23 protein-coding genes are annotated in these 26,341 nt (G+C 64.1%); 14 read left to right on the top strand and 9 right to left on the bottom strand.

Features of this window, described 5'->3' with window-relative positions; translation table 11 throughout:
• Window positions 1–162: 162 nt before the first annotated feature.
• Together HWX69_RS02950 and HWX69_RS02945 are read right to left on the bottom strand one after the other, a co-directional pair.
• Window positions 163–2,781 carry a valine--tRNA ligase gene (locus HWX69_RS02950; RefSeq protein ID WP_178915623.1) on the bottom strand — a complete coding sequence of 873 codons (2,619 nt, stop codon included), beginning with the start codon at window positions 2,779–2,781 and terminating at the stop codon, window positions 163–165.
• 136 nt (window positions 2,782–2,917) lie between these two features.
• Window positions 2,918–4,357, bottom strand: coding sequence for an alpha/beta hydrolase family protein (locus HWX69_RS02945; protein WP_178915622.1), 1,440 nt, complete (start codon window positions 4,355–4,357; stop codon window positions 2,918–2,920).
• Between the two features lie 149 nt (window positions 4,358–4,506).
• On the opposite strand from HWX69_RS02945, the gene gnd reads away from it, so the two are divergent.
• From gnd to HWX69_RS02925, 4 genes are all read left to right on the top strand, one after another.
• Complete coding sequence (gene gnd, locus HWX69_RS02940; RefSeq protein ID WP_178915621.1) at window positions 4,507–5,409, top strand: phosphogluconate dehydrogenase (NAD(+)-dependent, decarboxylating); 903 nt, start codon at window positions 4,507–4,509, stop codon at window positions 5,407–5,409.
• Between the two features lie 43 nt (window positions 5,410–5,452).
• Window positions 5,453–6,067: a histidine phosphatase family protein gene (locus tag HWX69_RS02935; protein ID WP_178915619.1), complete on the top strand. Its 615-nt coding sequence runs from the start codon at window positions 5,453–5,455 to the stop codon at window positions 6,065–6,067.
• A gap of 193 nt (window positions 6,068–6,260) precedes the next feature.
• Window positions 6,261–7,157, top strand: coding sequence for a universal stress protein (locus tag HWX69_RS02930; RefSeq protein ID WP_178915618.1), 897 nt, complete (start codon window positions 6,261–6,263; stop codon window positions 7,155–7,157).
• Window positions 7,154–8,356, top strand: coding sequence for an inorganic phosphate transporter (locus tag HWX69_RS02925; RefSeq protein WP_178915616.1), 1,203 nt, complete (start codon window positions 7,154–7,156; stop codon window positions 8,354–8,356). Before HWX69_RS02930 ends, HWX69_RS02925 begins: the two co-directional genes overlap by 4 nt.
• Window positions 8,357–8,359: 3 nt before the next feature.
• Here the strand turns inward: HWX69_RS02925 and HWX69_RS02920 are convergent, their stop codons facing one another.
• The 3 genes from HWX69_RS02920 to HWX69_RS02910 form a co-directional block, all read right to left on the bottom strand.
• Window positions 8,360–8,797 (bottom strand): universal stress protein, encoded by a 438-nt coding sequence (locus HWX69_RS02920; RefSeq protein ID WP_178915614.1) that lies wholly within the window; start codon window positions 8,795–8,797, stop codon window positions 8,360–8,362.
• A 74-nt stretch (window positions 8,798–8,871) separates the two neighbouring features.
• Window positions 8,872–9,732: an ATP-dependent sacrificial sulfur transferase LarE gene (gene larE / locus HWX69_RS02915; RefSeq protein WP_178915612.1), complete on the bottom strand. Its 861-nt coding sequence runs from the start codon at window positions 9,730–9,732 to the stop codon at window positions 8,872–8,874.
• Window positions 9,733–9,780: 48 nt separating this feature from the next.
• Complete coding sequence (locus HWX69_RS02910) at window positions 9,781–11,019, bottom strand: MFS transporter (RefSeq protein WP_178915610.1); 1,239 nt, start codon at window positions 11,017–11,019, stop codon at window positions 9,781–9,783.
• Window positions 11,020–11,111: 92 nt separating this feature from the next.
• On the opposite strand from HWX69_RS02910, the gene HWX69_RS02905 reads away from it, so the two are divergent.
• From HWX69_RS02905 to HWX69_RS02880, 6 genes are all read left to right on the top strand, one after another.
• Entirely contained in the window at window positions 11,112–11,375 is a 264-nt protein-coding gene (locus HWX69_RS02905; RefSeq protein ID WP_178915608.1) for a hypothetical protein, read from the top strand.
• Between the two features lie 72 nt (window positions 11,376–11,447).
• Entirely contained in the window at window positions 11,448–12,356 is a 909-nt protein-coding gene (locus HWX69_RS02900) for an ABC transporter ATP-binding protein (RefSeq protein WP_178915606.1), read from the top strand.
• Window positions 12,353–13,207 (top strand): ABC transporter permease, encoded by an 855-nt coding sequence (locus HWX69_RS02895; protein ID WP_178915605.1) that lies wholly within the window; start codon window positions 12,353–12,355, stop codon window positions 13,205–13,207. The genes HWX69_RS02900 and HWX69_RS02895 overlap by 4 nt, the downstream gene beginning before the upstream one ends.
• A gap of 45 nt (window positions 13,208–13,252) precedes the next feature.
• The gene (locus tag HWX69_RS02890) at window positions 13,253–13,672 is read left to right on the top strand and encodes an Hsp20/alpha crystallin family protein (RefSeq protein WP_178915603.1); all 420 of its coding nucleotides are present in this window, start codon (window positions 13,253–13,255) and stop codon (window positions 13,670–13,672) included.
• 262 nt (window positions 13,673–13,934) lie between these two features.
• On the top strand, window positions 13,935–15,143 hold the full coding sequence (ilvA, locus tag HWX69_RS02885) for a threonine ammonia-lyase (RefSeq protein ID WP_178915602.1): 1,209 nt from the start codon (window positions 13,935–13,937) through the stop codon (window positions 15,141–15,143).
• A gap of 196 nt (window positions 15,144–15,339) precedes the next feature.
• Complete coding sequence (locus tag HWX69_RS02880; protein ID WP_178915600.1) at window positions 15,340–15,756, top strand: DUF5684 domain-containing protein; 417 nt, start codon at window positions 15,340–15,342, stop codon at window positions 15,754–15,756.
• Window positions 15,757–15,767: 11 nt separating this feature from the next.
• Here the strand turns inward: HWX69_RS02880 and HWX69_RS02875 are convergent, their stop codons facing one another.
• A complete protein-coding gene (locus HWX69_RS02875) occupies window positions 15,768–17,270 on the bottom strand; it encodes a glutamate--cysteine ligase family protein (protein ID WP_178915599.1) in 1,503 nt (500 codons plus the stop codon).
• A 96-nt stretch (window positions 17,271–17,366) separates the two neighbouring features.
• On the opposite strand from HWX69_RS02875, the gene HWX69_RS02870 reads away from it, so the two are divergent.
• The 4 genes from HWX69_RS02870 to HWX69_RS02855 all read left to right on the top strand — a co-directional run bounded on the left by HWX69_RS02870 (window position 17,367) and on the right by HWX69_RS02855 (window position 22,189).
• A complete protein-coding gene (locus HWX69_RS02870; RefSeq protein ID WP_178915597.1) occupies window positions 17,367–18,347 on the top strand; it encodes a hypothetical protein in 981 nt (326 codons plus the stop codon).
• Complete coding sequence (locus tag HWX69_RS02865) at window positions 18,344–19,195, top strand: mechanosensitive ion channel family protein (protein WP_218644657.1); 852 nt, start codon at window positions 18,344–18,346, stop codon at window positions 19,193–19,195. The genes HWX69_RS02870 and HWX69_RS02865 overlap by 4 nt, the downstream gene beginning before the upstream one ends.
• A 44-nt stretch (window positions 19,196–19,239) precedes the next feature.
• A complete protein-coding gene (locus HWX69_RS02860; RefSeq protein WP_178915596.1) occupies window positions 19,240–20,589 on the top strand; it encodes a PQQ-dependent sugar dehydrogenase in 1,350 nt (449 codons plus the stop codon).
• 109 nt (window positions 20,590–20,698) lie between these two features.
• Window positions 20,699–22,189, top strand: a complete 1,491-nt coding sequence (locus HWX69_RS02855) for a site-specific integrase (RefSeq protein WP_178915595.1) — start codon at window positions 20,699–20,701, stop codon at window positions 22,187–22,189.
• A 453-nt stretch (window positions 22,190–22,642) separates the two neighbouring features.
• On the opposite strand, the gene HWX69_RS02850 is transcribed toward HWX69_RS02855, so the two are convergent.
• From HWX69_RS02850 to HWX69_RS02840, 3 genes are all read right to left on the bottom strand, one after another.
• Window positions 22,643–22,780, bottom strand: coding sequence for a hypothetical protein (locus HWX69_RS02850; RefSeq protein ID WP_178915593.1), 138 nt, complete (start codon window positions 22,778–22,780; stop codon window positions 22,643–22,645).
• 585 nt (window positions 22,781–23,365) lie between these two features.
• On the bottom strand, window positions 23,366–23,719 hold the full coding sequence (locus HWX69_RS02845) for a hypothetical protein (RefSeq protein WP_178915591.1): 354 nt from the start codon (window positions 23,717–23,719) through the stop codon (window positions 23,366–23,368).
• A complete protein-coding gene (locus HWX69_RS02840) occupies window positions 23,712–26,291 on the bottom strand; it encodes a DNA primase family protein (protein WP_178915589.1) in 2,580 nt (859 codons plus the stop codon). Before HWX69_RS02840 ends, HWX69_RS02845 begins: the two co-directional genes overlap by 8 nt.
• Window positions 26,292–26,341 lie beyond the last annotated feature (50 nt).

Below are 26,341 nucleotides of genomic sequence, written 5' to 3'. Positions count from 1 at the left end.
TGCTCCGGTAGGTGGGCGTCGATGGCGACCTCGCTACTTGCGGGTCGCTTCGCTCCCCGCTCGCAAACCGAGACTCCTTCACGGTTCGCACACCGAGGCTTCTCGCTTTGCTCGAAGCCTCGCACTCACCGTTCCGCTACGAGGTCGCCACGGGCGACCTCGCTACTCCACCACCAACACCGTCGCATCCCCTGCTTCGAGGACGACGACTTCCTCGCCGCTCTCGGAGCGCTGTTCCTCGACGATGTCGAACATCTCGGCGTCGACGGTGACCATCTCGCCGTCGAGGTCGAACTCGACGTGCCCCTCCGTCTCCAGTTCGGCCTGCAGTTCCGCGGGGTCGGCCGCTTCCAGCTTTCCGATGACGGCGCCGGCCTGGTCGCGGAACGCCGGCCCCAGTTCGCTGTGTTCGATGTCCACGTCGACGGGGACGAGTTCGATGTTCGGTCGGCCCTGCTCGACGTAGACGGGACCGTTGACGGTGTCCGCGAGGTCGTAGGTGTCGAGCGGTAACTCCTCGTCGAGGTACACCTCGATGCGGCCGAGGTCGGCGTTCAGGGGTTTCCCCTCGTCGGATTTCCAGCCACGAACCGTGGCAGCGACCTCGGCGATGAGTTCACCGCGGCGTTCGGTTTCGGCGTCGCCCTCGGGTAATTCCGGCCACTCTGCGTTGTGGACGCTCCCATCGGTCGGGAGGTGGCTCCACGCCTCCTCGGTGATGAACGGCGCAAAGGGCGAGAGCATCCGCAGGGAGGCGGTCAACGCGGTGTACAGCGCGTGTTGGGCTGCCTTCCGCTCGCCGGGTCGGCCCTCGTACAGTCGGCCCTTCACGAGTTCCAGGTAGTCGTCGGCGAGGTCGTGCCAGACGAACTCCCGGACCTCGCGCAGGGCGCTGTCGAAGCGGTACTCGTCCATGTCTTCTGCGACCGACTCGGCGACGCGGGCGCACTTCGAGAGGATCCACTCGTCGGCGTCCCGGTAGGCGGGGTCGGTGATGTCCGCCGTCGACTCGTCGACGTGGCCCGAGGCGAACTTCGTGATGTTCCAGACTTTCGTCTGGAAGCGGCTCGCGGAGGTGACCTCCTTCCACTGGAACTGGATGTCGCTGCCGGGTTGGCCACCGAGCGCCATCGCCTGCCGGAAGGCGTCGGCGCCGTACTCCTCGACGACCTCCTCGGGCTGGACGAAGTTGTCGCGGGATTTGGACATCTTGTTGCCGTCCTCGCCGAACACCATTCCGTTGATGAGGGCGTCCTCCCACGGAATCGTGTCCTCTAGGGCGGCCGTCCGGAGGATGGTGTAGAAGGCCCACGTCCGGATGATGTCGTGGCCCTGCTCGCGCAGTTGGACGGGTTCGAAGTCGGCGTCGGGCCACCCAGCGACGTACAGCGGCGAAATCGACGAATCCATCCACGTGTCCATCACGTCGGTTTCGCCGGTCCACGACTCGCCGCCGCACTCGACGCAGGTCTCGACGGCCGGCTCTTCGGTCGTCGGGTCGACCGGAACCTCCTCGCTGTCGGCGATGTGGACGTGGCCGCAGTCGTCGCACTCCCAGGCCGGAATCGGGGTGGCGAAGACGCGCTGTCGGGAGATGACCCAGTCCCACTCCATCCCCTCGGTCCACTCCTCGAGTCGGCTGTACATGTGCTCGGGGAACCACTCGACGGCCTTGGCCTTCTCCAGAATCTCCTCTTGGTCGACGCGGACGAACCACTGCTCTTTCGAGAGGATTTCGATGGGCGTATCACAGCGCCAACACTGGCCGACGGACTGCTCGGTCGGCTCTTCGTCGTTGAGGTGGCCGGATTTCTGGAGGGCGGTCGCGATGGTGTCTTTCGCCTCGTCGATGGTCAGTCCCTCGAACTCGCCGGCGAGTTCGTTGAGCTTGCCGTCCTCGGTGAACACCGGGCGCAAATCGAGGTCGTGTTCGACCCACCAGTCGACGTCCTGTTTGTCGCCGAAGGTACAGATCATCACGGCGCCGGTCCCGAAGTCGCCGTCGACGTCGTCGTCGGCGATGAGTTCGACTTCTTGACCGAACAGCGGCACCTCGAAGGTGTCGCCGATGCGGTCCTCGTAGCGCTCGTCGTCGGGGTCGACGGCCATCGAGACACACGCCGCGAGCAGTTCGGGGCGAGTGGTCGCTATCTCGATGTCGTCGTTGTCGATGCCGTCGAAGGTGATGTAGTACAGCGTCCCTTCGTGGTCTTCGTTTTCGACCTCGGCGTCGGCGATGGCCGTCTCACACCGGGGACACCAGTTGACGGGGTGTTCGTCCTGATACACGTAGTCGTCCGATGCCATCTCGACGAACGACCGCTGGGTCTCCCCCCAGTAGTCGGGGTCCATCGTCCGGTACTCGTGGTTCCAGTCCTGTGAGAACCCGAGCGTCCCCATCGTCTCCTTCATCGCGCCGATCTGGTCGTTGGTGTGTTCGATACACCACTCCCGGAACTGCTCGCGGGAGACCTCGGTGCGGTGGATGTCGCGGTTCTCCTCGACTTTGACCTCCGTTGGCAGGCCGTGGCAGTCCCAGCCCTGCGGGAACAGCACGTCGTCGCCTTTCAGGCGGTGGTACCGCGCCGCGAAGTCCATGTAACACCAGCCGAGTGCGTTCCCGATGTGGAGGTTGCCGGTCGGGTACGGCGGCGGCGTGTCGATGATGTAGTCGGGGCGTTCGGGGTCGTCGTCGTAGCTGTACACGTCGGAGTCGGCCCACTCCTCGTGCCACTTCTGTTCTGCGGCGTCGGGGTCGTAGCTGTCAGGAACCTCGCTCATGATTGGGGTGTCGCGTAAACCGGTCGGTAGGCAGTTCGCGTGCGCGCCGAGAGAAAGGCGCGGTTACAGTCCACGTACTACCGACTGACTCGCGCTCATACCCGTTGGCATGGCTGTTGCCGGTAAAAAGGTTCGCTTACTGTCGTCCCGGCGGCGTCGGTGTGTCACAGCCGCCCCGGATGTCATCACAGGCGTGATACTGCTGGTTTCGGCCGGGAAAGGCCCGCTTCGAGCGATAGTGGAAACTGAGGTGGTTTCCCCACTCCTCGTCGGCCAGCAGCCGCGAATCGGCGTCGTGGTACCCCGATTCGTTCGGTTCTTTCAGCCATCGGTCGAACCACGCGACGGTGTAGTGGTCGGCGAGGGCGTTGCCGAACTCCCAGGACGTGGCGGGGAACGTCGGCAACAGCGACCACTCGTAGTGAGTCCCGCCCCGGACGACGAGCTGGTAGGTTGGAACGTCCGCATCGCGCCAGTCCTCGAACCCTCTCGATTTCCCGTCGGGGTCCGGCGGCCGCTCGTGGGGCGTCGGTGTCAGGAAGTAATCGCCGGATTGCCCCATCGCGGGGACGCGAGGCTCGATGCCGCCTTCGGGAACCGTCTCGAAGAACCGGGCCGCGTCGGTTGCCTCGCTCTCGGGTCCGTCGCCGGCCACGTCGTCGCCGCTTCCGAGGTTGTCCCACGCGACGACTGCATCGACGGGGTTGGCGCCGCCGGTCGGCCACGGCTCCAGTCCCTGTACGATGCTCGCGCCGATGGCGCCGGCGGAGTGGCCGGCGATACCGAGCCGAGAGCGGTCCAGCCGGTCGAAGGCAGGGTTGTACTCGACGACCGGCGCGTCGTCGCCGCGTTCGTAGGCGGCGTTCGGTGCGTACGGGTCGGCGGGCGTCGAGTGGAAGAAGTCGATGGCGTCGATTTGGTTCGTCACGAACACCTCGCCGTTGGCGTTGCCGCCGGGTTCGCCCGAGGGCGTGAGGCTATCGGAGCGGCCCTGTCCGCGGGGGTCGTAGGTCAACACGACGTAGCCCGCCGCCACGAGCGACTGGGCGGCCCACCAGTACAGCGGTTCGGGCGCCTGTACCGACCCGTTCGTGATGACGATGCCGGGGCGGACCTCGTCCGGTTCCGTCTCGATGGGCGTCCAGACGTGTCCCGACAGGCGGGCGCCCTCGCGGTCGTAGAAGGCGACGCGCTGCCGTTCGCCGACGGTGCCGTAGAAGTTCCGAGCATCGATGTCGCGGTACAGCGTGGGGTCGCCGGTACACTGTTCGCCCCACGTCGCACAGAGGTTCGCGTGGCTCCGCCAGCCGGGTTCCTCGGCGACGCGCTCGGCGTAACTCGCGGCGTTTTCGGTGCTTCGCCGCTGCCAGCGCCGCATGAAATCCGGGTCGGAGGACTGCTCTGCGGGTGCCTCCTGTGTCTTCGCGTAGTTGCGGAACTCCCGGCGCAGCCACTCACTCTCGCAGGAAACGTCCCCGAGTTCCGACAGCGCCGCGGCTTCCGTCCCCCCAAGGGCGGTGGTCGTAAGTCCCGCCGTAGCGGCCAACAGGGTCCGCCGTGTGAACTGCCCGCGCATCCTTTCGAGTCGATGTATCCGTAACTATAGCCAAAGGGTTACTGGCGCCTCTATCCGGTCATTTATGTGCGAATCCGACCCACGCCCGGTCGGCCGCGAGCGCACGCGGAATCACAACCCTCACTTGCGGCCCCGACGAGGAGTCGGATATGCAACTGGGCGTCATCGGACTGGGCCGGATGGGCCGTATCGTCGTCGACCGGGTACTCGAAGACGGACACGACGTGGTCGCTTTTGACCTCGACGACGATGCCGTCGCGGAGGCCGCCGATGCCGGCGCTACCCCTGCCGACTCCATCGAATCGCTCGTCTCGGAACTCCCTGAGGGGAAGCGCATCTGGTTGATGGTGCCCGCGGGCGACGCCGTCGACGCGACCCTTGAGGACCTCGACCCGCTGCTCGACGCCGACGACGTGGTCGTCGACGGCGGCAACTCCCACTTCGAGCGCTCCGTCGAGCGCGGGGAGGCCCTCGATGCGGCGTATCTCGACTGCGGGACGTCGGGCGGCCCCGCCGGCGCCGAGTTGGGCTTCTCGCTGATGGTCGGCGGTCCCGAGTGGGCCTACGAGGCGATGGTTCCCGTCTTCGACGCCGTCGCAACCGGCCCCGACGGCCACGACCGCATGGGTCCCTCCGGGTCGGGCCACTACGTGAAGATGATTCACAACGGCGTCGAGTACGCGCTGATGCAGGCCTACGGTGAGGGGTTCGAACTCCTCTCGGAGGGCCGGTACGACCTCGACATGGAATCCATCGCCCGGACGTGGAACAACGGCGCCGTCATCCGCTCGTGGCTGTTAGAACTCTGTGAGGAGGCGTTCCGCGAGGAAGGAAACGACCTGGGCGATGTCGACGACCACATCGCCGGGGGGTCGACGGGAACCTGGACCGTCCAGGAGGCCCTCGAACAGGAAATCGCGGTGCCGCTCATCTACGAGGCCCTCGGCGAGCGGTTCGACTCCCGCGCTCCCGAGGAGGGGAAGTTCTCCCGGCGCCTCGCCAACCGCCTCCGCTACGGCTTCGGTCGACACGAAGTGAAGCGACGGGACTGACCCGACAGAACACTCATACACGACGCCGGCGTACCCCCGCGAAATGACACACGTCGTCGTCGTCCGCCACGGCGAGACTGACTGGAACAAGAACGGCCGGATGCAGGGCTGGGCCCCCGTCCCGCTGAACGAGACGGGACGAGGGCAGGCCACGGCCGCCGGCGAGTTCCTCGCCTCGGAGTACGACATCGACCGCGCCTTCGCTTCGGACTCGGTTCGGACCCGTCAGACGGCCGACCGCCTGCTGGAGGGCGTCGGCGAGGTACCCATCGAGTTCGAACCACACTGGCGCGAGCGGGATTTGGGGGTGTATCAGGGCCTCACCTACGGCGACGTAGAGGAGCGATTCCCCGAGTTCGGCCTCGGCGAGGCCGCCTACGAGGCGTCGCTGCGCATCCCGGAGGGCGGGGAGTCGCTCCGGGACGTGGCCGACCGGGTGACGAACCGTTTTCGGAGCGTCGTCGATACCTACGACGACGAGACGCTGCTGGTCGTCACCCACGGCGGCCCGATTCACGTCCTGCTCGGATACGCGAAGGGGATGGACCTCGAGGAAGCGCTCGGCAGCCACCATCAGGCCAACTGCGCGGTCAACGAGATTCGAGTCGACGACGGGATGGCGGTCGTTCGAGAGAACGTGACGGAGTGGAAGCGATAGATATTCGTATAGAAGCGCGACGATGCGGGCGGTTTCGGTCACCCTCGGCGTTCACGGCGACCGGCCAGATGGTGTGTTACCGTAGCTCACGGCAAGGGGCACTCGACACGATTACCAATGTACCTGTAGCCTCGCACCGGAGGTGGATTGAAATATCGACAGGCGTTTGTGTGTTTATAGATAACAACACACGATGACTACGGACCCAGAGGTCGTTGTCGCAGTCGGTAATCCCGACCACGTCGAGCAGTTGGTTCGAACCGCTGGCGACCTGGCCCGGGCCCGAAACGGCCGGATTCGGCTGGTGAGTGTCGTCGTCAAATCCCACGACTCGCCGTTCGAGGTGTTCTCCGACGAGACGATTCGCCGGGAGTATTCGGGCGATCAGCAGGCGCTGTTGGACCGGGCGACGGCGACCGCACCGTCGGACGTTCCCGTGGAGGCCGAACTCGTCGTCGCGAAGTCGGTCGCGGCGGGCGTGTTGGATGCCGTGGCCGCCCCCAGCGTCGAAGCGCTGTTCGTCGGTTGGCACGGGCCGTCCCGCCGTTCGGAGGTCGTTCTCGGAACGAGCGTCGACCGGCTGCTCCGACGGGCGCCCTGTGACGTCTACGTCGAGCGCATCGGCCGCACCGCCGACGGCGTCGACCGAGTGCTCCTGCCGGTGGCCGGTGGCCCACACGTCCGGCCGGCGGCGAGAGCCGCGGCGGCCATCGCCGCCAGCAACGACGCGACGGTGACCGCAGTGTCCGTGATTCCCTCCGGAGCAGACCGCGAGGAACCCAGTCGGTGGCTCGCGGAGGCCGTCGAGGCGCTCTCGACTGCACCCGGCCCCGAGGTGTCTATCGAGACGGGTGTTCGTGAGTCCGACCACGTCGAGGACACTCTCGTCGAGACCGCGGCCGACTACGACATCGTCGTCTTCGGTGCCACCAGACAGAGCGGATTCCGAAAGCGACTCGTCGGGTCGGTCCCGCGTCGCGTCGCCGACCGCACCGACCGGACAGTCCTGTTAGCGCGGGCGGCCGACGCCGCCGAGGGCCCGCTGCGTTCGCTCATCGGCCGCCTGGAGTCCCGTCGCCGGGGCGTATGACGGCGACGTTCTGGGTACTCGTCGGATTCGCGGCGCTGGCCGGGTTGTTCATGGCGTGGACACTTGGCGCCAACAGTAACTCCCCACCGTTCGCCCCGGCGGTCGGTGCCAACGCCATCCCGACGATGCGTGCGGCGTTTCTCATCGGTATCTTCGCGGCGCTCGGCGCGCTCACACAGGGCGGGAGCATCTCCGAAACCGTCGGCACGAGCCTCATCGGCGGCGTCGCCATCACGCCGCTGGCGGCGACGGCTGGCCTCCTCACCGCCGCGACGTTCATGGCACTCGGCGTCTACACCGGCTACCCGATTCCCGCGGCTTTCGCCACGACCGGCGCTATCGTCGGCGTGGGGCTCTCACTCGGCGGCTCGCCGGCCTGGAACACCTACAGCCGACTCGGGATGTTCTGGCTCGCCGTCCCCTTCATGTCCGCCAGCGTCGCCTACGTGACGGCGACGCTGCTGCGCCGCGACGACGTCTCGGAGGCCGTCGGCGTCCCGCTGTTGGCGGCGGTCGTCGCCGGCATCGTCGCGAACATCCGACTCGGCATCATCCCCGCTCCGGACGCCGACCAGGGGACGATAGCCGGTGCGGCCGGCCTGCCGTTCGGGAGTCCGACCGTCGCCGGCGTCGATGTCGTCGCCCTAGTGACGACTGTCGCCTTCGGGGCCGTTGCGTTCCGGTATCTCCGAGGACGCATGCTCGAGGACGTCGACGCCGGTATCAGGATGTTCCTGTTGGTACTCGGTAGCGTCGTCGCCTTCTCCAGCGGCGGCAGTCAGGTCGGGTTGGCGACCGGCCCCCTCGAGAACCTCGCTCGCGGGGAGTTGGGACTTCCGGCCATCGCGCTGTTGGCCTTCGGTGCCAGCGGCATCCTCGCCGGGGCCTGGATGGGCGCCCCGCGGCTCCTGCAGGCGACCTCTCGGGAGTACGCCCAACTCGGTGTTCGGCGCTCTATCGCCGCCTTGGTCCCCGGGTTCCTCATCGCCCAACTCGCGATTGCACTCGGCATCCCTATCTCGTTCAACAATATCATCATCTCGGGTGTCATCGGGGGCGGACTCGCGGGCGGCTCTGCGGGCGTCTCGCGGGAGAAAATCGTCCGAACCGTCGTCTTCTGGTTCATCACGCTCGGCTCGTCGGTCGCCGTCGGGTTCGGGCTCTACAGGGGGCTTACGACCGCACTGGGCATCCGATAGCCACTATCTGATGACCGTGACCGGAACGGGCGAATCGCCGACGACGGCCGTCGCGACGGTGCCGAGCAGTCGTCGGGCGAGCGCGTTTCGCGATTCGCTGTGACTCCCCATCACGATGTGGTCGACGCCGTGGCGCTCGGCGTAGTCGATAATCGTCTCTGCGGGGTCGCCCGTCTCGACGGCCGTCTCGACGGTCCCTTCGGCGCCCCCAGCCTGCTCGCGGGCGCGCTCTAACACCGCCTCGGCGTGTTCTTCGGCCGCCTCGCGCCGGTCGTCGTCCAACTCGAGAATGCCCCCCTCGCTCAACGGCCCATCGAGCGGCGTGACGACGTTCAGCACCGTCACTCGACAGTCGTACACCGCGAGGGCGTGTTCCAGTGCCGCTGTCGCCAGCGGTGAGCCGTCAAGCGGCACTAGCACGTGTGTGGGCACCCTGTCCATATCGCCGCTTCGTCGTCCACCCGCAAGTACTCTCGGCCGACCGAGGTGGCGGGTCCGCCGGTCGAACGCTCGGACTACGTCGGGTACTCGGTGTCCAGTACGTCACTCTCCTCGGGGGTGGTCGTCTCGCCGGCCGGCGAGACGCTCCCCGTTCGATAACCCGCCAAATCGAGCGTGACGTGGTCGAAGCCGGCGTCGGTGAGGTGTTCGCGTGCGGCGGCGGCGAAGTCGGAGTCGAGCGCCCGCTCTAGCTCCGATTCGCCGACCTCGATGCGGGCGAGTCCGTCGTGGTCGCGCACCCGGAACTGCTCGAAGCCCCACGTCCGAAGCAGGGTCTCGGCCTTCTCGACGCGGCTGAGTTTCTCCTCGGTCACCTCCAGTCCGGTCGGGATGCGCGAGGAGAGACACGCCATCGACGGTTTGTCGGCCACTGAGAGGTCGTAGTGGCGGGCGATTTCCCGGACCTCCTCCTTCGTGATGTCGTGTTCCAAAAGTGGAGAGTAGGCGTTCAACTCCTCGACGGCACGCAGGCCGGGGCGGTGGCCCTCGCCGGGGTCGGAGGCGTTCGTCCCGTCACAGACGATGTCGATGCCCAACTCCCGGGCGGTGTCGAACATCCGGCCGAGTCGCATCGACCGGCAGTGATAGCAGCGCTCGCCGTCGTTTTCGACGAACGCCTCGCTGTCGAGCTCCGAAAACGAGACGATTTCGTGGCGGACCCCGATTTCCTCGGCGACGCGGGTGGCGTCTTCGAGTTCGGCCTCGGGTAGCGTCTCGCTTTTGGCGGTGCAGGCGACGGCGTCGTCGCCGAGGGCCTCCTCGGCCAGCGCGGCGACGACGGCCGAATCGACGCCGCCGGAGAACGCGACGAGGACGCCGTCGCGTCCTTGGAGGTCCTCGACTGCGGCGACCCGTTTCGCCTCGACGGTGGTCATGTCCGAATCGTCGTGACGCGCGTAGAAAAGCCCAGCGTCAGCGTCACGTCACCACGCACGGAGCGCGTCGGTCCCGTGGCGGACGACGAGGACGGTCAGGAACGCCCCGACGGCAACCAGCGCGCTCGCGCCGCCGACGTAGAACACCGAGGTCATGCTCACCTCGACCATCAGGAACCCGCCGAGGATGGGTGCGACGACGCTGCCCGGCCGCCAGACGAGTTCGCGAACGCCGAAACTGGCGGCGATACCGCCCTCGTCGGCGCCTTCGTCGGCGAACAGCGCCATGCTCGCGGGCTCTCTGAGGCTGTCGGCGACGCCCAACGCGGCGTTGAGCCCGACCAGCGGGAGGAACGCCGCCGACAGCTCGCCGAGGGGGCCGTAGGTCGCCGGCACCCCGAAGGCGGCTCCGGCGGCGGGCGCGAACGGCACGGCCAGTGCGACGAGGCCGTAGGCGCCCCCGCCCAACGCGACGAACCACGCCCGGCCGACGCGGTCCGAGAGCCGGCCGGTGAACGGTTGACACACCATGTTCGTGGCCTTCTCGGCGGCGATGACGATGCTGACCGCGAAGGCCGCATACGCGAGGCCGCCCCGCGCGGCGGAGACGCCGGCGAAGATGGGCACCCACGTCCGGACGAGCGTGACCGAGACGGCGTAAGGCGCCCGGAAACTCGACAGCGTCAGCAGCCGACGGTTCACCGCGAGGTCGAGAAAGGAGAACTCGCTCCGGGTCTCGTCGGGCGGACAGAACAGCGCCAGTCCGAGGAAGGCAATCGCCATCAGCGCGACGAGGACGCCGAAGACGGCGTCGAAGCCGAACGTCTGATACAGCGCGCCGGCCGACAGCGTCCCGCCGACGCTGGCGGCGAACCGGGCGGCGTTGGCCTTCCCGATGTAGTTGGCCGTCTCGCCGGCCGGGGCGAGTTCGCCGACCAGCGCCAGCGTCATCAGGCCGGTGCCGGTGGCAGCGATTCCCTGTGCGCCGCGGGCGAGGACGAACTGCCCACCGGTTTCGACGAAGGCGAAAGCGGCGTAGCCGACCATCCCGATAGCGAGCGCGACGAGCAACACGAGTCGCTTGTCGCCGCGGTCGCCGCCGTAGGCGAAGGGGACGATTGCGGCGGTCTGGGCCAGCGTCAGCCCCGTCGTGAACAGCCCCAACAGCAGCGCCGACGGCTCCAGGAGGTCGATGTAGGTCGGCAGCAACGTCAGCAGCGTCACGAGGCCGAACCCGGCGGAGAACCGCGTCAGGTACAGCGAGTACAGCGCGCCCCGGTTGCTCACGGCGGAACGCCGGCCGTCTGGCGAAAAGCCGTTGCGGTTCGACGCGACGAACGAGCGGCAGTTACAAGCGGCCGGCTCACCCACCCTCGATAATGACTGACACCGAACGCGTCTGGCTGGTCGAACGCACCTACACCGACCGTGACCTCGTCGTTCTCATCTACGCGACGCCCGACGGAACGCGCAAACTCCGAAAGGAGCTGGCACCGACGATGCTCCAGCGGACGACGGTGACCGCGGCGACCGACGCCGACCCCTCGAACCTCGAAGAAATCGAGGACGGCGAGACGATAGACCGCTACGCCACCGAAGTCGAACGGGTCCGTGAGAGCCACGACACCGACGACCCGATTTGATCATGTGGGTAACTAACACGCCGCAGGAGAGCCTCAAGGCCTATAATCCGTCGGTTTGAACCCCGACCCGATATGGCCGCCATCGAATTGGACGACGTACGAAAAGGGTTCGGCGACGTGCAGGCGTTGCGCGGCGTCGACCTCGAAGTCGAAGAAGGCGAGGTGTTCGGCTTCCTCGGTCCGAACGGCGCCGGCAAGTCGACAACGATCAACATCGTCCTCGATTTCGTCCGGCCGGACGAGGGCTCTGCCCGCGTGCTCGGTCACGACGCCCGCGAGGAGAGCGTCGCCGTCCGGGAACGAACCGGTGTCCTCCCCGAAGGCTTCGACCTCTACGACCGACTGACCGCCCGCGAACACCTCCAGTTCGCCATCGACTCGAAGGACGCCGACGAGGACCCCTACCCGCTTCTCGAACGCGTCGGCCTCGAAGACGCCGTCGACCGGAAGGCCGGCGGCTTCTCGACGGGGATGCGCCAGCGTCTCGCACTGGCGATGGCGCTGGTCGGCGACCCCGATCTCCTCATCCTCGACGAACCGTCGTCGGGGCTGGACCCCAACGGCGCTCGCGAACTCCGCGAACTCGTCGAGGAAGAGGCCGCCGACGGCACGACGGTCTTCTTCTCCTCGCACATCCTCGGGCAGGTCGAGGCGGTGTGTGACCGCGTCGGCATCATCCGCGAGGGCGAACTCGTCGCCGTCGACACCATCGAAGGCCTCCGGGAGAACGTCGCCGGTGGTGAGACGCTCGTCGTCGAAGTCGATTCGGTCCCCGACGACGTGAGCCACCGCCTGAAGAGCATGGAGGGCATCGACAGCGTCACCGTCGACGGCACGACGCTCCGTGTCGGCTGTGACGACGACGCCAAGATGACCGTCATCTCCGAGCTAGAGGAGATGGGTGCGACGGTGTCGGACTTCTCGACGGAGGAAGCGCCGCTCGAGGACCTCTTCGCCGCCTACACGGAGGGTGAACAATGAGCGTCCGTGCCGTCGCCGAGAAGGACTTCCGGGACGCGGTTCGGTCGCGACTGCTCATCGTGTTGACGGCGCTGTTCGCGCTGTTCGCCGCCGGCGCCGCCTACGTCGTCAGTAACATCCAGCCGCCACAGCAGGCACAGCTCACCGGCGAGGTGACGACGGTGCTGCTCATCAGCGGTCTCGTGGGGGCGACGGCGGTGTTCATCCCCATCGTCGCCATCGCGGTCGCCTACCGGTCGCTGTCCGGCGAGCGACAGAGCGGGAGCCTGAAACTGCTGTTGTCGCTTCCGAACAGCCGTGCCGACGTGGTCGCGGGCAAGTTCCTCGGGCGGTCGGGGGTCGTCTCCATCGCCCTGCTCATCGGCTTCGCCATCGGCTTGGTGTTCACCTCCGCCTTCGCCGACGCCTTCTCGGCGGTGGAGTATCTCGCGTTCGTCGGTGTCTCGCTGCTGTTCGCGTTCGTCTTCGTCGCCATCGCCGTCGGCGTTTCGGCGTTCACTTCCTCTACCTCTCGGGCGGCTTACGGCGCATTCGGACTGTTCGTCGTCTTCCAGTTCCTCTGGAGCATCCTCGTTCAGGCGCTCGTCTACGTCCTCAACGGGTTCTCCTTCGAGGGACTCGAACAGGGTGACATGCTCGTCGAACTCTCACAGGTGTTGCAGATTATCAGTCCAACGACGGCCTACCAGCAGGGGACGCTGTGGACGGTCCGTCGCCTCGCGGAGAACCAAGAGGCCCAGAGCGCCGAGGCCTTCTACCTCGAACCGTGGTTCGGCTTCGTCACGATGGCGCTGTGGATTATCCTGCCGCTCGCGGTCGGCTACCTCCGGTTCGAGGGTTCGGACCTGTAGGGCCGATACGCTTTTTCTCGCTCGCGTCGATACTTCGAGACTGCCATGGCCCGAAATCCATTCGACGAAATCGAGCGGATGTTCGACCGGATGAGCCACCAGTTCGAGACACTCGACGACGACTTCTTCGAGGGCTCTGTCGCCGTCGACATCGAGGATACGGGCGAGTCCTTCGTCGTCACCGCCGACCTCCCGGGGTTCGACGGCGACGACATCGACGTGGAGCTGTCGGGTGAGACGCTGACGCTGTCGGCATCTCACAGCGAATCCACCGAAACCGAAGACGAGGACGACGACCGTCGCTATATCCGCCGGGAGCGCCGCGAGCAGTCGGTCAATCGGTCGATCCGCCTGCCGAAACCCGTCGAGGAGGAAGCCACCGAGGCGTCGTACAACAACGGCGTCCTGACGGTGACGCTTCCGAAGGTCGGTTCGGGAGAGGGTCACGACATCCCGATCAACTGACGGCCTGACCCGCCTCTTCGAACGACGATTCGAGCCGTCTGTCGACCGTCGAACGACCGTCTGACACCAGTTTCACTACGCTTCACTCTTGCGGTTTCACTTTCAGTCCGCATGGCCGGGTTTTATGATACTCCCACCCCCAGCAACGGATGCACACGCTCCTTCCCCTTTGGCCTCACGTCGCCCAGCGGTGGCGCCGGGTTGACCGGTGGTCAGCCTCGGCGTCGGAAGGCATACCACACAGCCTCCAGTAGTCGATAGTATGCTCGAACTCGCGGACGTGGAGGCGGCCCGTGGCCGCGTCGCTGAGACGGCCCGGCAGACGCCGCTGGAACAGTCGAACACGTTCTCGAAGCGCACCGGCGCCGACATCCACCTCAAACTGGAGAACTTCCAACGCACCGGCTCGTTCAAGATTCGCGGCGCGACGAACAAAATCGCACAACTGAGCGACGCCGAACGCGAGGCCGGCGTCGTCACTGCCAGCGCGGGCAACCACGCCCAGGGGGTCGCACTGGCGGCGACGCGGGCCGGCGTCGACTCCGTCATCGTCATGCCGGAGTACGCGCCGATTTCGAAAATCAACGCCACCGAGTCCTACGGCGCCGAAGTCGTCCTCCACGGCATCGACTACGACACCGCCGCCGAGCGCGCCCACGAAATCGAACGCGAAGAGGGTCGGACCTACGTCCACGCCTTCGACGACCCCGCGGTGATGGCTGGGCAGGGCACCATCGGCCTCGAAATCGTAGAACAGTGCCCCGACGTGGACACCGTCGTCGTCCCCATCGGCGGCGGCGGTCTCATCTCCGGCATCGCCACTGCGGTGAAGGCGAAAACCGACGCCCGCGTCATCGGTGTCCAAGCGGAGGGTGCCTCCAGCGTCGCCGAATCGCTACAGAAGGGTCACCGAATCGAGCGGGAGTCAGTCGACACCATCGCCGACGGCATCGCGACCCGAACGGTCGGGGAGTTGACCTTCGAGGTCATCAAAGAGCGCGTCGACGAGGTGGTTACCGTCACCGACGCCGAAATCGCCAACACGCTCACTTCGCTGCTGGAGCGGTCGAAGACGCTCGTCGAGGGCGCCGGCGCCGTCCCGCTCGCGGCCGTCGTCGAGGAGCGCTTCGAGTACGAGGAGGGCGAGACCATCGTTCCGGCACTCTGTGGTGGCAACATCGACCTCAACGTCCTCACGACCGTCATCACCCGCGGACTGGTCGAGCGCGGCCGGTTTTTGCGCATCAAGACGGTTCTCAAGGACCGCCCCGGTGCGCTCCAGGAACTCGTCGAGTTGCTCGTCGACCACCGGACGAACATCCACGCCATCGAACACGACCGGGCCTCGAAGGACATCGCGATGAACGCCGCGGAGGTCGAACTCGACCTCGAAACCCGCGGCGAGGAACACGTCTTGGAGCTGTTGGACGCCTTGGAAGCGGCGGGGTACGAAGTCGAAGTGCAGGTCTGACGACGAATCTACAGGTGTAAATTGTTCGTCTCTGGTCTGTCCGTCTTCTGCTCGGTCTCCGAATAGTAACGACCCGGCCTGATTCGCGCTTTTGATGGCGGTACTGTCCCCAAAAGACGTGTTCGCATAGTTCTTGATGGAATATTTATATCTATTAAAAACTGTTAAGTAACACCCGAGACATGTGTGCCGACGTATGTTCCCGAACATAGCACAGACGCTCGTTCCGTTGCAGAACGGCGGCGGTGGTGGCGGATTCGCCGGCATCGTCGGACTGCTCGTGTATCTCGCGATTATCGTCGTGGTGATCGCCGGCATGTGGAAGGCCTTCGAGAAGGCCGGCGAACCGGGGTGGGGAGCGATTATCCCCATCTACAACCTCTATCTGATGATTCGAATCAGCGACAACGACTGGTGGTGGCTCCTGCTGTTCTTCATTCCACTCCTCAACATCATCGCCGCGTTCAAAATCAGCATCGACGTGGCCAAGGCGTTCGGACAGGGCATCGGGTTCGGCATCGGACTCACGATTCTGTCGTTCATCTTTTGGCCGCTGCTCGGCTTCGGCGATTACCAATATCAGGGCGGCTCCGGCGGCGCTGCGGCCATCTGAGGCGGTTCTTCTTACAGCCAGTCGAGGAACGTACCCTCGATGAGCGTCTCGGCCTGTTTGTCGATGTACTCCGATTGCATCCCCCAGACGGCCTGTGCGAACGGTTCGCCGCGGCCGACTGCTTCGGCGACGTGTTCGTGTTTCCAACTGGCGGGAGTCACGCGGCGGTCGATGCGCTCTCTGAGCGGCTGGATGTAGCGGTTGGCCTCCTCGGCGTCCAGCCCTCGTAACTCGAGGCCGTCGCGAGCGAGTTCGAACAGTTCGGCGTACAGTTCGTCGGTGTCGGTCGTCTCGGTTCCGTCGGCGGTTATCCAGCGCAGCTCGGCGTCGAGTCCATCGCGGACGGCGGCATAGAAGTTCTCGCGTGCGTCGGCCCACGGTTGGTTGTAAATCGGGTGTTCGCGTCGCGGGAGACTCTCCAGTAAGCCGGCGAACACCGCTTGCAGCGCGATCGTGTCCCGAACCGTCGGCTGACACGGCAGCGGTCGGAACTCGATGCGTGCGTTGGCGCTCTTTCTCGTGGGACCGTCGAACACCGGCCGGACCCACCGCCAGAAACTGCCGTGTTTGTGTCGGAAGTGCTCGAAGCGGTCGTCGAAGCGGTCGCCGCGCTCCAGAAGCGTCGGGACGACGGTCTCGTCGTCGGCGATGCGCTGGAGCGCCTCGTCGATGCTGTCGATGTCCTCGGGGAACGTCACCTTCGGGTCGCCGTCGGGATTGAGGACGGACTCGAACACCGGCACCCGGTTTTCCATCCACCCTTCCGAGAGGATGGCTTCCGGGCCGGCGTCGTAGAGGTCCGGCGGGAAGAACGGCGAGTTGACCGCCATCGCGAGCAGCGGCCCGGTGACCCGCAGCGCATACCGGAAGTTCTCCGGGAGGTCGTGGGCGTGGGCGACCTGATAGTGGGGCTGAATCGACGTGATGAGGCTCTCGGGCATCACCGTGTCGGCCTCGAGGCTGACGTGTGGCGCGTCGAGTTGGAGTTCGGCGGCGTAATCCGTGTTCGCCATCGCGTGGTACCGAACCGACGCCGACATGTTCGTCGCCATCCGGATGCCGTCCTCCTCGATACTGTCGGTGAGATACCCCGTCGCGGTCTCGCCGACCGGCGGCACCGTCCAGAGGCCGTCACTGACGAGGGCCATCCCCTCGCGGGTCACTTCGTTTTCGGCGGCATCGAGTTTCGCTTGCACCTCCGCTTCCTGTGCGCGAAGCCCGTACTTCGACAGCGGTTGGGGCGCCGTCGACAACTCGGCGTTGTGCAGACCCAACTCCTTCTCGAAGCCGATGTACTCCAGCAGCCGCCGGGGAACCCGCATCAGTGCGTCCGTTTCGGCGTCGACCGCGTAGAACTCGTATTCGAGTCCCACGATGGCCTGTGGGTTGTCGAAGGTGCCGTCGTCGATTTCCGCACGAAGCGCCTCGACTTCCTCGTCGACTCGCGACGCGAACTCCTCGCCGTCGACTTCGAGTGCCTCCCTGACCTGCGCCGCGAGTTCTGAGGCGGACATGCGTGGCTCTGTGCGGGCAAAGGGTTTGAAAGGTACGGCTCCCGGGGCGCCCCGAGGTATAACTGCGATGGCTGTGAACGGGTATCAGAGAACTGGATGACGACGACCCAACTCGACGATGGGGGTGTCGACCTCTCGGCGCTGCTCGGTAACGACGAGGAGCCCCTCGAGCGAGCACTCGATGGCCAAACGTCCGGACCACTCGCGGTCCTCGGGAGTCCATTCGGCGGGCGAGAGACGGTGCTAGCGCGTGCCGCCGACCGCCTCGACGCCCGTCACGTCCGCTTCGACGCCGACACGAGTGCAGCCGATGCCGTCGATGCCCTCGCCGGCGGGCCGACCGTCGTCGAGGGGTGTCACCACCTCTACACCCGCACCGTCGGTGGATTCGGACCGCTGTCGCGGTTTCTCGACGCGCTCGCCGAAACCGAAACGACGGTCGTCACCGGGTGGAACCGATTCGCGTGGTCGTATCTCGACGCGGTTCGTGATATCGAGATGGTCTTTCCGACCCACATCGAAACCCGGGGGCTCTCCGGCGAGGAAATCGCGACGTTCGTCGAGGCGAACGCGACCGAGCGGCCGACGTTTCGGCGGGACGAGGCCGACGAGAGTCCGTTCACCGTTCACCGACGCGAGGTGACGGTGGCCAATCGCACGGTGTCGGTTCCCCTTCCGGCGTTGGACCGCAAAGCTCTCGTGGCCCGCCGAGCCGATGACCTCGACCCCAAGACGGCGGCTTTCGAGCGGCTCGCGGCGGTCTCCGATGGAAACCCCGGCGCGGCGCTCGCCATCTGGAAGCGCTGTGTCGACGGTGACGTCCGTCCGACGGACATCGAGGCGCCGGACCTCGACGCGGACCTCGACCGTGTGGCAGCGTTCTGTCTCCGCATCCTCCTCTCGACGGAGCGGGTCGACCGGGCGACGCTGGCCGACCGAATCGGCCCGCGGACGCCGCGACTCCTCGGGCGGTTCGCCCGGGCGGGCATCGTCAGGAGCGAAGACGGGACGGTTCGGCTCCAACCGGCGGGCGTCCCGGCAGCCGTCGCCGTGACCGAACGGTGGGGTGTGCTGTGATTCCGCTGCAGTCGGACGGCTCGGCGACGGCCGCACCGGAGCAACTCGCCAACGCCATCGACGCCTCAATCGTGCTCAACGCGCTGTTGGTGTTCGTCGTCGCGTACGTCTTCGCGCGCGTTCTGACGTTCCTGCTGTCGGCGACCGCCGAACGCAGTCCGACCCGTCGTATCACCATCAAGATGTTCATCCCGGTGATTCGACTCCTCGTCTACGCCGTCGCCGTCTACGTCGTCGTCGTTCCCCTCCTGGAACTGAACTCGACGCAACTGCTCGCGGCCTCGGGGCTGTTCGGCGCCGCACTCGGGTTCGGACTCCGCGACGTCGTCGCGGGGCTGTTCGGCGGCCTGTTCATCGTCTTCGAGAAACCGTTTCAGGTCGGCGACAAGGTGTCTATCGGCGACGACTACGGCGAGGTGACCGCCATCGGCCTGCGGTCGACCACGTTGCGGACGCCCGACGACACCGCCGTCGCCGTTCCCAACGACCGGCTGTTCACCGCCAACGTCGGCAACGCCAACGCCGGCAGCCCACACATGATGGTCGTCACCGAACTGAGCATCGCGCCCGGTGCCGAAATCGACCGGGCGAAAGCCATCGTCGAGGAGGCCATCGTCACCTCACCGTACGTGTACGTTGACGACGACTACCCCGTCACCGTGCTGGTTGACGACGAGACCTACTATCAAAAGATTCGCGGCAAAGCCTACGTCGACGACCTCAGGGACGAGTTCCCCTTCGCCTCCGACGTGACCAAACGGAGCCTCGAAGCCTTCGAGGAGCGGGGCATCGAGACACCCGAGTTACCGCCGCCGGACTATCGGCTGGAGACGAACACGAGCGGCTGATTCCCCGCCGAACGATTCATACGTCGGTGGCCGACACTGTGGGTATGGTTCACGGTCCGACCCGACGGCACTTTCTCGCCACATCGGCGACCGCCCTCGCCGTAGGCGCGGCCGGCTGTGGTGCTGTTTCCGACGGCGACGGCACGCCTCCCGACGACGGCACGGACTCACCGGGGTCGGACGCCGGAACGCCCGACGCCGCCCTCCCCGAGTCGTTCGCGCTCGAAACGCTCGCTTCGGGGCTCGACGCCCCGCTCGATATTCGGTTTTCGCCCGAGGCCGACCGCCGATACATCGCCGAACAGCAGGGACTCGTCCACGTCCACGGGAGTGGGGGACTCCGGTCGGAACCGCTCCTCGACCTCCGGGAGGCCGTCGACTTCGGCGGCGAGAAGGGACTGCTCGGCATCGAACTGCATCCTGACTTCGCCGAGACCCGTCGGCTGTTCGTCCGCTACAGTTCTCCGCGGCGGGATGGGTCGCCGTCGAACTACAGCCACACCTTCGTCCTCGCCGAGTTCGAGGTGCGCGAGGACGGCCGCCGCGTCCGTCCCGACTCCGAACGGACCGTCCTCGAAATTCCCCAACCGCAGGGCAACCACAACGCCGGCGACCTCGCCTTCGGCCCCGACGGCTACCTCTACGTCGCCGTCGGCGACGGCGGTGCCGGCGGCGACCAGGGCCGGGGTCACGTCGAGGATTGGTACGACGGCGTCGCCGGGGGCAACGGACAGGACGTGAGGGAGAACCTGCTCGGCAGCATCCTCCGACTCGACGTCGACGCCGGCGAGCGCGGGGAGTACGAGGTCCCCGACGACAACCCGCTGGTCGGCCCCGAGGGACTCGACGAACACTTCGCCTGGGGGTTGCGCAACCCCTATCGGATGTCCTTCGACGGTGCGGAGTTGTTCGTCGGCGACGTGGGACAGGGCCGCTACGAGGAAATCAATCTCGTCACGGCGGGCGGCAACTACGGCTGGAACGTCCGCGAGGGCGCTCACTGCTACGAGGCCGACGACTGCCCGACCGAGACGCCGCCGGACGTACGAGGTGGCGAGGCGCTCGTCGACCCAATCGTCGAGTATCCACACACGGACGCGCCCGTCAGTGGCATCTCCGTCATCGGCGGGTACGTCTACCGCGGGTCGGCCTTCGAGGGGCTCGGCGGTGCCTACGTCTTCGGCGACCTGCAGGCCAACGGTCGGCTGTTCGTCGCGACACGTCCGGGGGAGGGCCGGACGTGGCCGACGCGGGCGATTTCTCTCGCCGGTGACGGAGACGAGCGTCTCCAGCGGATCCTCTCGTTCGGTCGGGACGGCGACGGCGAGGTGTACGTTCTCGGGTTGGGGTCGGAGGACGGAGCGGTCCACCGGCTCGTACCGGCGGCGGAGTGAGGATCGACGGGACGCACGGCGCGCTCGACACGTGGCGTCGGAAGAAGTAGTCCATCCTGGATTCGAGTCGCAAAGGTACTAATCCCCTCTACCAGAACAACCGACTATCGTGCCCAACGTCAACGACCCTAACAACGATAAAAGTAGGCTTGAATCCCGCATCGAAGACTTGGGGAATATCCCACGTGAAGACCGCAAAAAACTGCAATACTGGCTGACGAACTTCCGCGATAGCAACGCTGACTCCACCACTCTCGGTTACCTCGGACGTCTACTCACACTACAAAGCGAACTGGATGTCCCGATATCTGAAGCAACAAAATACGACTGGACAGCTGCACTCGCACGAATCGAAGAAGAACGCGACTGGTCGTCAGGCACGAAGCGAAATTGGCAAAAAGCGGTTCGCGCCTTTCTCGTCGAAGTGGATGAAACCCCTGCAGAGAAGGACGATATCGGCTTGGCAGAAGACGATTCCGGGGGTAAAATCGACGAAGACGACATCCTATCACTCGAAGAAGCCCGCACCCTGATTGACGAAGCCAGCAACCGCTTACGTGACCAAGCGATGTTCTCAGCCCTGCTCGACCTCGGTCTGCGCGTCGCAGCATTATGCTCGCTCCGCGTGAAAGACTTCGAATTCGAAGAGGGTGCTCGCGTCGGCGAAGTCACTTTGAACGATGAAGCACTCGGGCAGAAAGGAAGCGGTGGGCGCACACACGTCGCAACAACCAGCTCCGGCCACATCCGCAGTTATCTCCGCTCGGAACACCCACGCCCGGACGACCCCGAAGCCCCGCTATTCCACAAAATTGGTAGGCACTATGACCCCGATAACCCGGACGACGACGGCTCCATCAGCCCACCCGCTTTTCGCCGCCGAATGCGCCGGTTAGCTGCGGATACAGACATCCCAGAGCGAAAACTGCACCCTCACAACCTGAAGCACTCCGCAGTCACGATTTGGGCACTCCGCGGCATGTCTGACCGCGAGATTGAGTATCGAGCTGGCTGGGCACGCGAGTCAGGGCAGCTAAAACGGTACGAGCATCTGACGGGAGACGATATCAACACGCAAATCTTGGACACGTTCGGCATCGAGACCGAGCGCGAGACGCAAACCGTGTCGGCCATCGAGAGTTGTCCGAACTGCAACGTGTCCATCGATACCGGGATGCGGTTTTGCCCGCAGTGCGGTCAACAAATCGATATGGAGATGCGGCCTGACTGGTTCGTCGAGTACATCGACACGTACGGCGAGGATGACGGGCTGGCTACGGAATTGTTGGATAATCCAACACAGATCGCATCGAGACCGGAAGACCTGCCAGAGTCTATCCGTACGCGTCATCAAGATAAAATTGAGGAGGTTGTCGGGTATTCGTTGATGGGTTCGGTTTCGCCGGCGGACTCCGATACGGTGCCTCTCTCGCTACCGTACGAAAATGATGACCGGGAGCGAAGTGTGTCCGTGTCTTTCGGCACGCTAACCGAGCATGGAGACGATTTGTATCTCCGCCGTACGGATGAGGGGTTGCTGTCCGTGGTGACTGGTGACGGTGAGGTTGTTGAGACGGTTGACCCTCTCGGTGTCGAGTGACTGGATGCTGAATTAGTTCATCGACTCTGAACTCTACTTCTTCGATGCTGAATCACGGGTGAACGTGTATGCGAGACGCTTCTCGACCCTCTATACCAGTACTGCGAGTGTATCGAGAACGAACGGAACAGCGTCGGTCACGCTGGTGAGGAGGTCGCCGACGAACTAGGGAACTGCGTCTGGCAGCGACGGCATATCAGGCATGTCGGGGAGGTCTTCTGCCAGTAGTCATTCTGAGTCTGTACAGAATTTATCGAAGTATCCTCTCCTGCTTCGCCACCGATGTTCTCCGCTGGGAACGGCGAATACTCCTCGCTGTAAATCGTCCAGAGTCGATTGACCACTCGCTCCGCACGCGACTCCACCATTGGTAGCGAGAAATAGGTCGTCGGCAACAAAGAACCACCGCGTTGAACCAAGGGCGAATGTGTACGTGAGACGCTTCTCGTCCCTCTATACCAGCGCTACGAGTGTATCGAGAATGAAAGGAACGGCCTCGGTGAGGCTGCCGATGATGTCGCCGACGAACTCCGGAACCTTGTCCGGTAGCGATGGTATCTCCAGCATCTCGGGTATGTTGGGTCGGTTCACTGTTCTTCACTCTCCGTTTCGGCGAATTCTGCTTCAACCATGCCGACGCAGAGTTGGTAAGAACAATTGGTTGTGTCAACAACATTTACTATCAAAATCTTCTCAACGATTCGGACTGAGAATATACGACGAAGCCCCTACCGAGTTCGTCGTATATCCACTACCGGAGTGACCACAGGTCTCGCCACGCGAGCAGCACACTACACCCTGTTTCACCACCGGCCATCGACACGATCAGCGACACTCCCTTCTCGAACCGCCCCTCCCACACCCCTCAAACATACCCAGAACAACACAGACAACGCTGCTACCCATCGATAACTACCTTTTAGACCCCGCCCTTTTTGTATACAGTTTTTATATATCGTTATCGAAGCAATATCTGACGACCTGACGCATCGAGACCACCCAAAGCTCCCTGAACACCCCCTTGCATGGTCGGGTATCTATCTCAAGGTATAGTGGATGATGCAAGAAAATGTGGACTGGAAACGATGGGGTTCACCGGAAGCGAGAGTGGAGGTCGGTTTGCGACCGACAACGCTATGATAAAAAAGTGATAAGAAACGAAAGAACGACTATCGGCTACGGATGGAATGCCTCAGCAGGCGGCTCATCACGACACCGCTCACACTCACCGTCCTCCGTGACAGCCTCATAATGCCGACACCGCGAACAGAGCTCCGGCAAGGCATCATTCCAATCATCGTAGCATTCCTGGCACAGAGGCTCACCCTCGGGGCCGTGGCAGTCCGTATCTTCGCTCCCACACCACTCACACCGCACATACTCCGACCGCAACGTCGCATCCCTATCACGACTCGCAACTCCCTCCACATTCTCGTCATCGGCCAGCAACTCCTCGTCAATCAGCGACTCGATACCCTCCGCTCGACCCAACTGGTGGAGCCAGACCTGGTCAACGGCAGCCTCATTCATCCTTCTTCACCTCCTCAGTCACTTCGAGAACGTCCTTCTGGGGAAGGTAGATCACGGCGTCCTTGCGGAGAGTCTTGATGGCCGCCTTAACCTCTTCAGACGAGTACGACGTTTCGCTGGTGGCGTTCCCAATCAGCACGGAGGTATTGATTCCGTCTTCGCCGGCGGCGCGCACCGTCTGCAGCACCCAAGACTCGACTGATGACCGGTCGTTCTCGCCATCGCTCTGAGACGCGCGTGACGACGCTCCCGACACATCGTCCGTGTCAACACCATCGTCATCGTCGTTATCTTCGCCACTGCCGGCTGGCGAGCCGCTATCACCATCGTCACCATCGTCGCCACCGCCGCTGTCGTCGTCGGAGTCGTCGGAGTCGTCGGAGCCGTCGGAGGCGACGAGGTATTTACCACCGTCAGTCATCTCGAACGTACCATCTACGACACCGTCCAACAGTTCCGCCTTCAACTCCTCGACGGAGTCAACATCCACCTCGTTCCGATTGAGAATCTCACCGAGACGCGCACCACGCCCATGACTGTTACCGAGCTGGGTAATGGCCGTCGTGAGTGCAGCACGCAGACCCTCACCACTATCATCGTCGTCCGAATCATCCTCGGAATCCATACTCGGGACATCAACGTCATCAACACGCGTAGCGAAACGCTTCTGTGTCGAAGTAATCGCGTGCTCGAACCCGGTATCGGTGAACGCGAGGAATTTCCGCGAATTCGCTCCATCGGCGTCTGCAGGGTGATACTTCTCGATATCCAAGCTCCCGATTTTGTTCAGTTCCTTCGCCAGGTCACCTTCATCCATCGGCTGCTCGTCACGTTCGTGACAGTAGGATGAGTAGGCGCTGTAGATTTCGTTGAACGTCAGGTATATCGGGCGGTCGGTGTCGTTGTGTGTGGTGCGCACGTTCCGCAGACATTCCGTCTGGAACGACCAGAACGTATCAGCCGTTGCCTGATACTCATCGAACAGTTCCTGCTGCGATTGCTCGTACGAGAACCCGTCATTTTCGCGTAGACGCCGGAGTCCGTCGGCCATCACTTGCAACCACGCAGCACGATTAACATCCGACGTCAACTCCTCTTCGAGATCCTGCTGACGTACCTTCTGGTAGTCATCATCATCGTCTACCTCGCCCTCCGGCAGGTACGTGTACGGCAAATGAATCGGTTTGATACGCCGAACGACAGCGCGCTTCTCTTCGTCAAATTTCGACGCACCATTCATTCCGAACAGCATTTTTGCCGTGTTCACCGCGCTGAACTTGTCTTTTCCTTTCCGTTCGTGCGATGTCGCATCGTTACCGGTGTTGTTCTTAATCTCGCTCGCGTCGTAAATCGTCGAATCCGGGATTTCCGGGTCAATATTCGCCAACGCGCCGGTACCGCCAGCCATCATCGCACTGCTCCACCGTGTACTCGCCACATCATGAAGCGACTCGCTCGATGCGTTCTCGTCGCCGATAGTGTACCGCAGACAGTTCATCAACAGCGACTTCGAGTTCGCCCCTTCGCCGTAGAACATAGCGAACCACTGCCGGCGGTAATGCTTCGTCAGCACATCACCCATCATCTCCGCGATGACTTTCGCATCCTGTTCACATTTCGTGATGTCCTCCAGGTACTCTTCGACCCGGGACGTATCGATATCTGGCACCCAGCGAGCGTTCAGCCGACGCGTGAACCGATACTCTGGGTCGTGCTCGTGTAGTTCCCACGTCTCGATGTTCAACACGCCGTTTTTCACGCAACGCAGCGGCGCATCGCCCGCGTTCACGCCGTCAACCGACGTGACTTTGTTCGCATCCCTGAGTTTCCGTGCGACCTCGTTAACCTCGTGGGTGTTGCTGTGCCGGCCCAGCTTCTCGTCCATCAACGCGCCGATCCGGTCTTTCGCATCCTCTCGATAATACCCGACTGAGGGGTCGTACCAATAGAATTCTTTGATTCCTTGGGTTTTGTCAACGAGGTACATCCACGCGTACTTCTCGTTCATGAAGTCAACGCATTTCTCGCGCGCCCACTCCGTCGCGTCTCCGTCGGTGCGGATGTCCTCGGCACCGATGTCATACGGTTGGCGTTTGTACGCGAAGCGTACGCTTTCCCACGTTTTTTCGCCGTTACCCATCGCTCGGGCTGATGCAGACATCACCCCGACCACATCGCCGTCGTTCACCGACGCGACGATGTTCAACGCTTCATCGACGTCGTCGGGGTCTTCACCGAGTTCGTGGGCCAGCTGGAATTTGAGCTGTTTGAACGGTACGCTCCCGTCTTCGTCTTCGACTGCTTCCTCGACCCGCTCTTCGAACTCGTTTGACGTGGCGAGACTCGTCTCTTCATCGTCGTCTTCTTCGTTGAGTTGGTCGAATGAATCCGCGACGTCCTGCATCGTCGTCTCATCCTCATCCCCAGTTGCGTCTTCAGGGACAGAACCACCGATATCTCCGTCGAGATCGAGTGCTTCGTCGTTACTATTGGTTGTATTCTGTGCGTCTGCGTCTGTCGTTTCGGGAGAGTCGTGAGACTCGTCGTCCCGAGGGCTATCATCGGATACCATGTTAGGTGTGCCACAACGACAATGAGCGCCTGGTTAGGACGCAGTGAATC

This window comes from Natronomonas gomsonensis (assembly GCF_013391635.1).
Taxonomy (GTDB): Archaea; Halobacteriota; Halobacteria; order Halobacteriales; family Haloarculaceae; genus Natronomonas; species Natronomonas gomsonensis_A.
The sequence above is the reverse complement of the archived record's forward strand: the minus strand, read 5'-3'. Positions and strand labels throughout refer to the sequence as shown.

Excerpts from the sequence above, each read along its gene's own strand:
- HWX69_RS02950 (WP_178915623.1), bottom strand. The coding sequence starts at position 2,781 with ATGAGCGAGGTTCCTGACAGCTACGACCCCGACGCCGCAGAACAGAAG.
- HWX69_RS02945 (WP_178915622.1), bottom strand. The coding sequence starts at position 4,357 with ATGCGCGGGCAGTTCACACGGCGGACCCTGTTGGCCGCTACGGCGGGA.
- gnd (WP_178915621.1), top strand. The coding sequence starts at position 4,507 with ATGCAACTGGGCGTCATCGGACTGGGCCGGATGGGCCGTATCGTCGTC.
- HWX69_RS02935 (WP_178915619.1), top strand. The coding sequence starts at position 5,453 with ATGACACACGTCGTCGTCGTCCGCCACGGCGAGACTGACTGGAACAAG.
- HWX69_RS02930 (WP_178915618.1), top strand. The coding sequence starts at position 6,261 with ATGACTACGGACCCAGAGGTCGTTGTCGCAGTCGGTAATCCCGACCAC.
- HWX69_RS02925 (WP_178915616.1), top strand. The coding sequence starts at position 7,154 with ATGACGGCGACGTTCTGGGTACTCGTCGGATTCGCGGCGCTGGCCGGG.
- HWX69_RS02920 (WP_178915614.1), bottom strand. The coding sequence starts at position 8,797 with ATGGACAGGGTGCCCACACACGTGCTAGTGCCGCTTGACGGCTCACCG.
- larE (WP_178915612.1), bottom strand. The coding sequence starts at position 9,732 with ATGACCACCGTCGAGGCGAAACGGGTCGCCGCAGTCGAGGACCTCCAA.
- HWX69_RS02905 (WP_178915608.1), top strand. The coding sequence starts at position 11,112 with ATGACTGACACCGAACGCGTCTGGCTGGTCGAACGCACCTACACCGAC.
- HWX69_RS02900 (WP_178915606.1), top strand. The coding sequence starts at position 11,448 with ATGGCCGCCATCGAATTGGACGACGTACGAAAAGGGTTCGGCGACGTG.
- HWX69_RS02895 (WP_178915605.1), top strand. The coding sequence starts at position 12,353 with ATGAGCGTCCGTGCCGTCGCCGAGAAGGACTTCCGGGACGCGGTTCGG.
- HWX69_RS02890 (WP_178915603.1), top strand. The coding sequence starts at position 13,253 with ATGGCCCGAAATCCATTCGACGAAATCGAGCGGATGTTCGACCGGATG.
- ilvA (WP_178915602.1), top strand. The coding sequence starts at position 13,935 with ATGCTCGAACTCGCGGACGTGGAGGCGGCCCGTGGCCGCGTCGCTGAG.
- HWX69_RS02880 (WP_178915600.1), top strand. The coding sequence starts at position 15,340 with ATGTTCCCGAACATAGCACAGACGCTCGTTCCGTTGCAGAACGGCGGC.
- HWX69_RS02875 (WP_178915599.1), bottom strand. The coding sequence starts at position 17,270 with ATGTCCGCCTCAGAACTCGCGGCGCAGGTCAGGGAGGCACTCGAAGTC.
- HWX69_RS02870 (WP_178915597.1), top strand. The coding sequence starts at position 17,367 with ATGACGACGACCCAACTCGACGATGGGGGTGTCGACCTCTCGGCGCTG.
- HWX69_RS02860 (WP_178915596.1), top strand. The coding sequence starts at position 19,240 with ATGGTTCACGGTCCGACCCGACGGCACTTTCTCGCCACATCGGCGACC.
- HWX69_RS02845 (WP_178915591.1), bottom strand. The coding sequence starts at position 23,719 with ATGAATGAGGCTGCCGTTGACCAGGTCTGGCTCCACCAGTTGGGTCGA.
- HWX69_RS02840 (WP_178915589.1), bottom strand. The coding sequence starts at position 26,291 with ATGGTATCCGATGATAGCCCTCGGGACGACGAGTCTCACGACTCTCCC.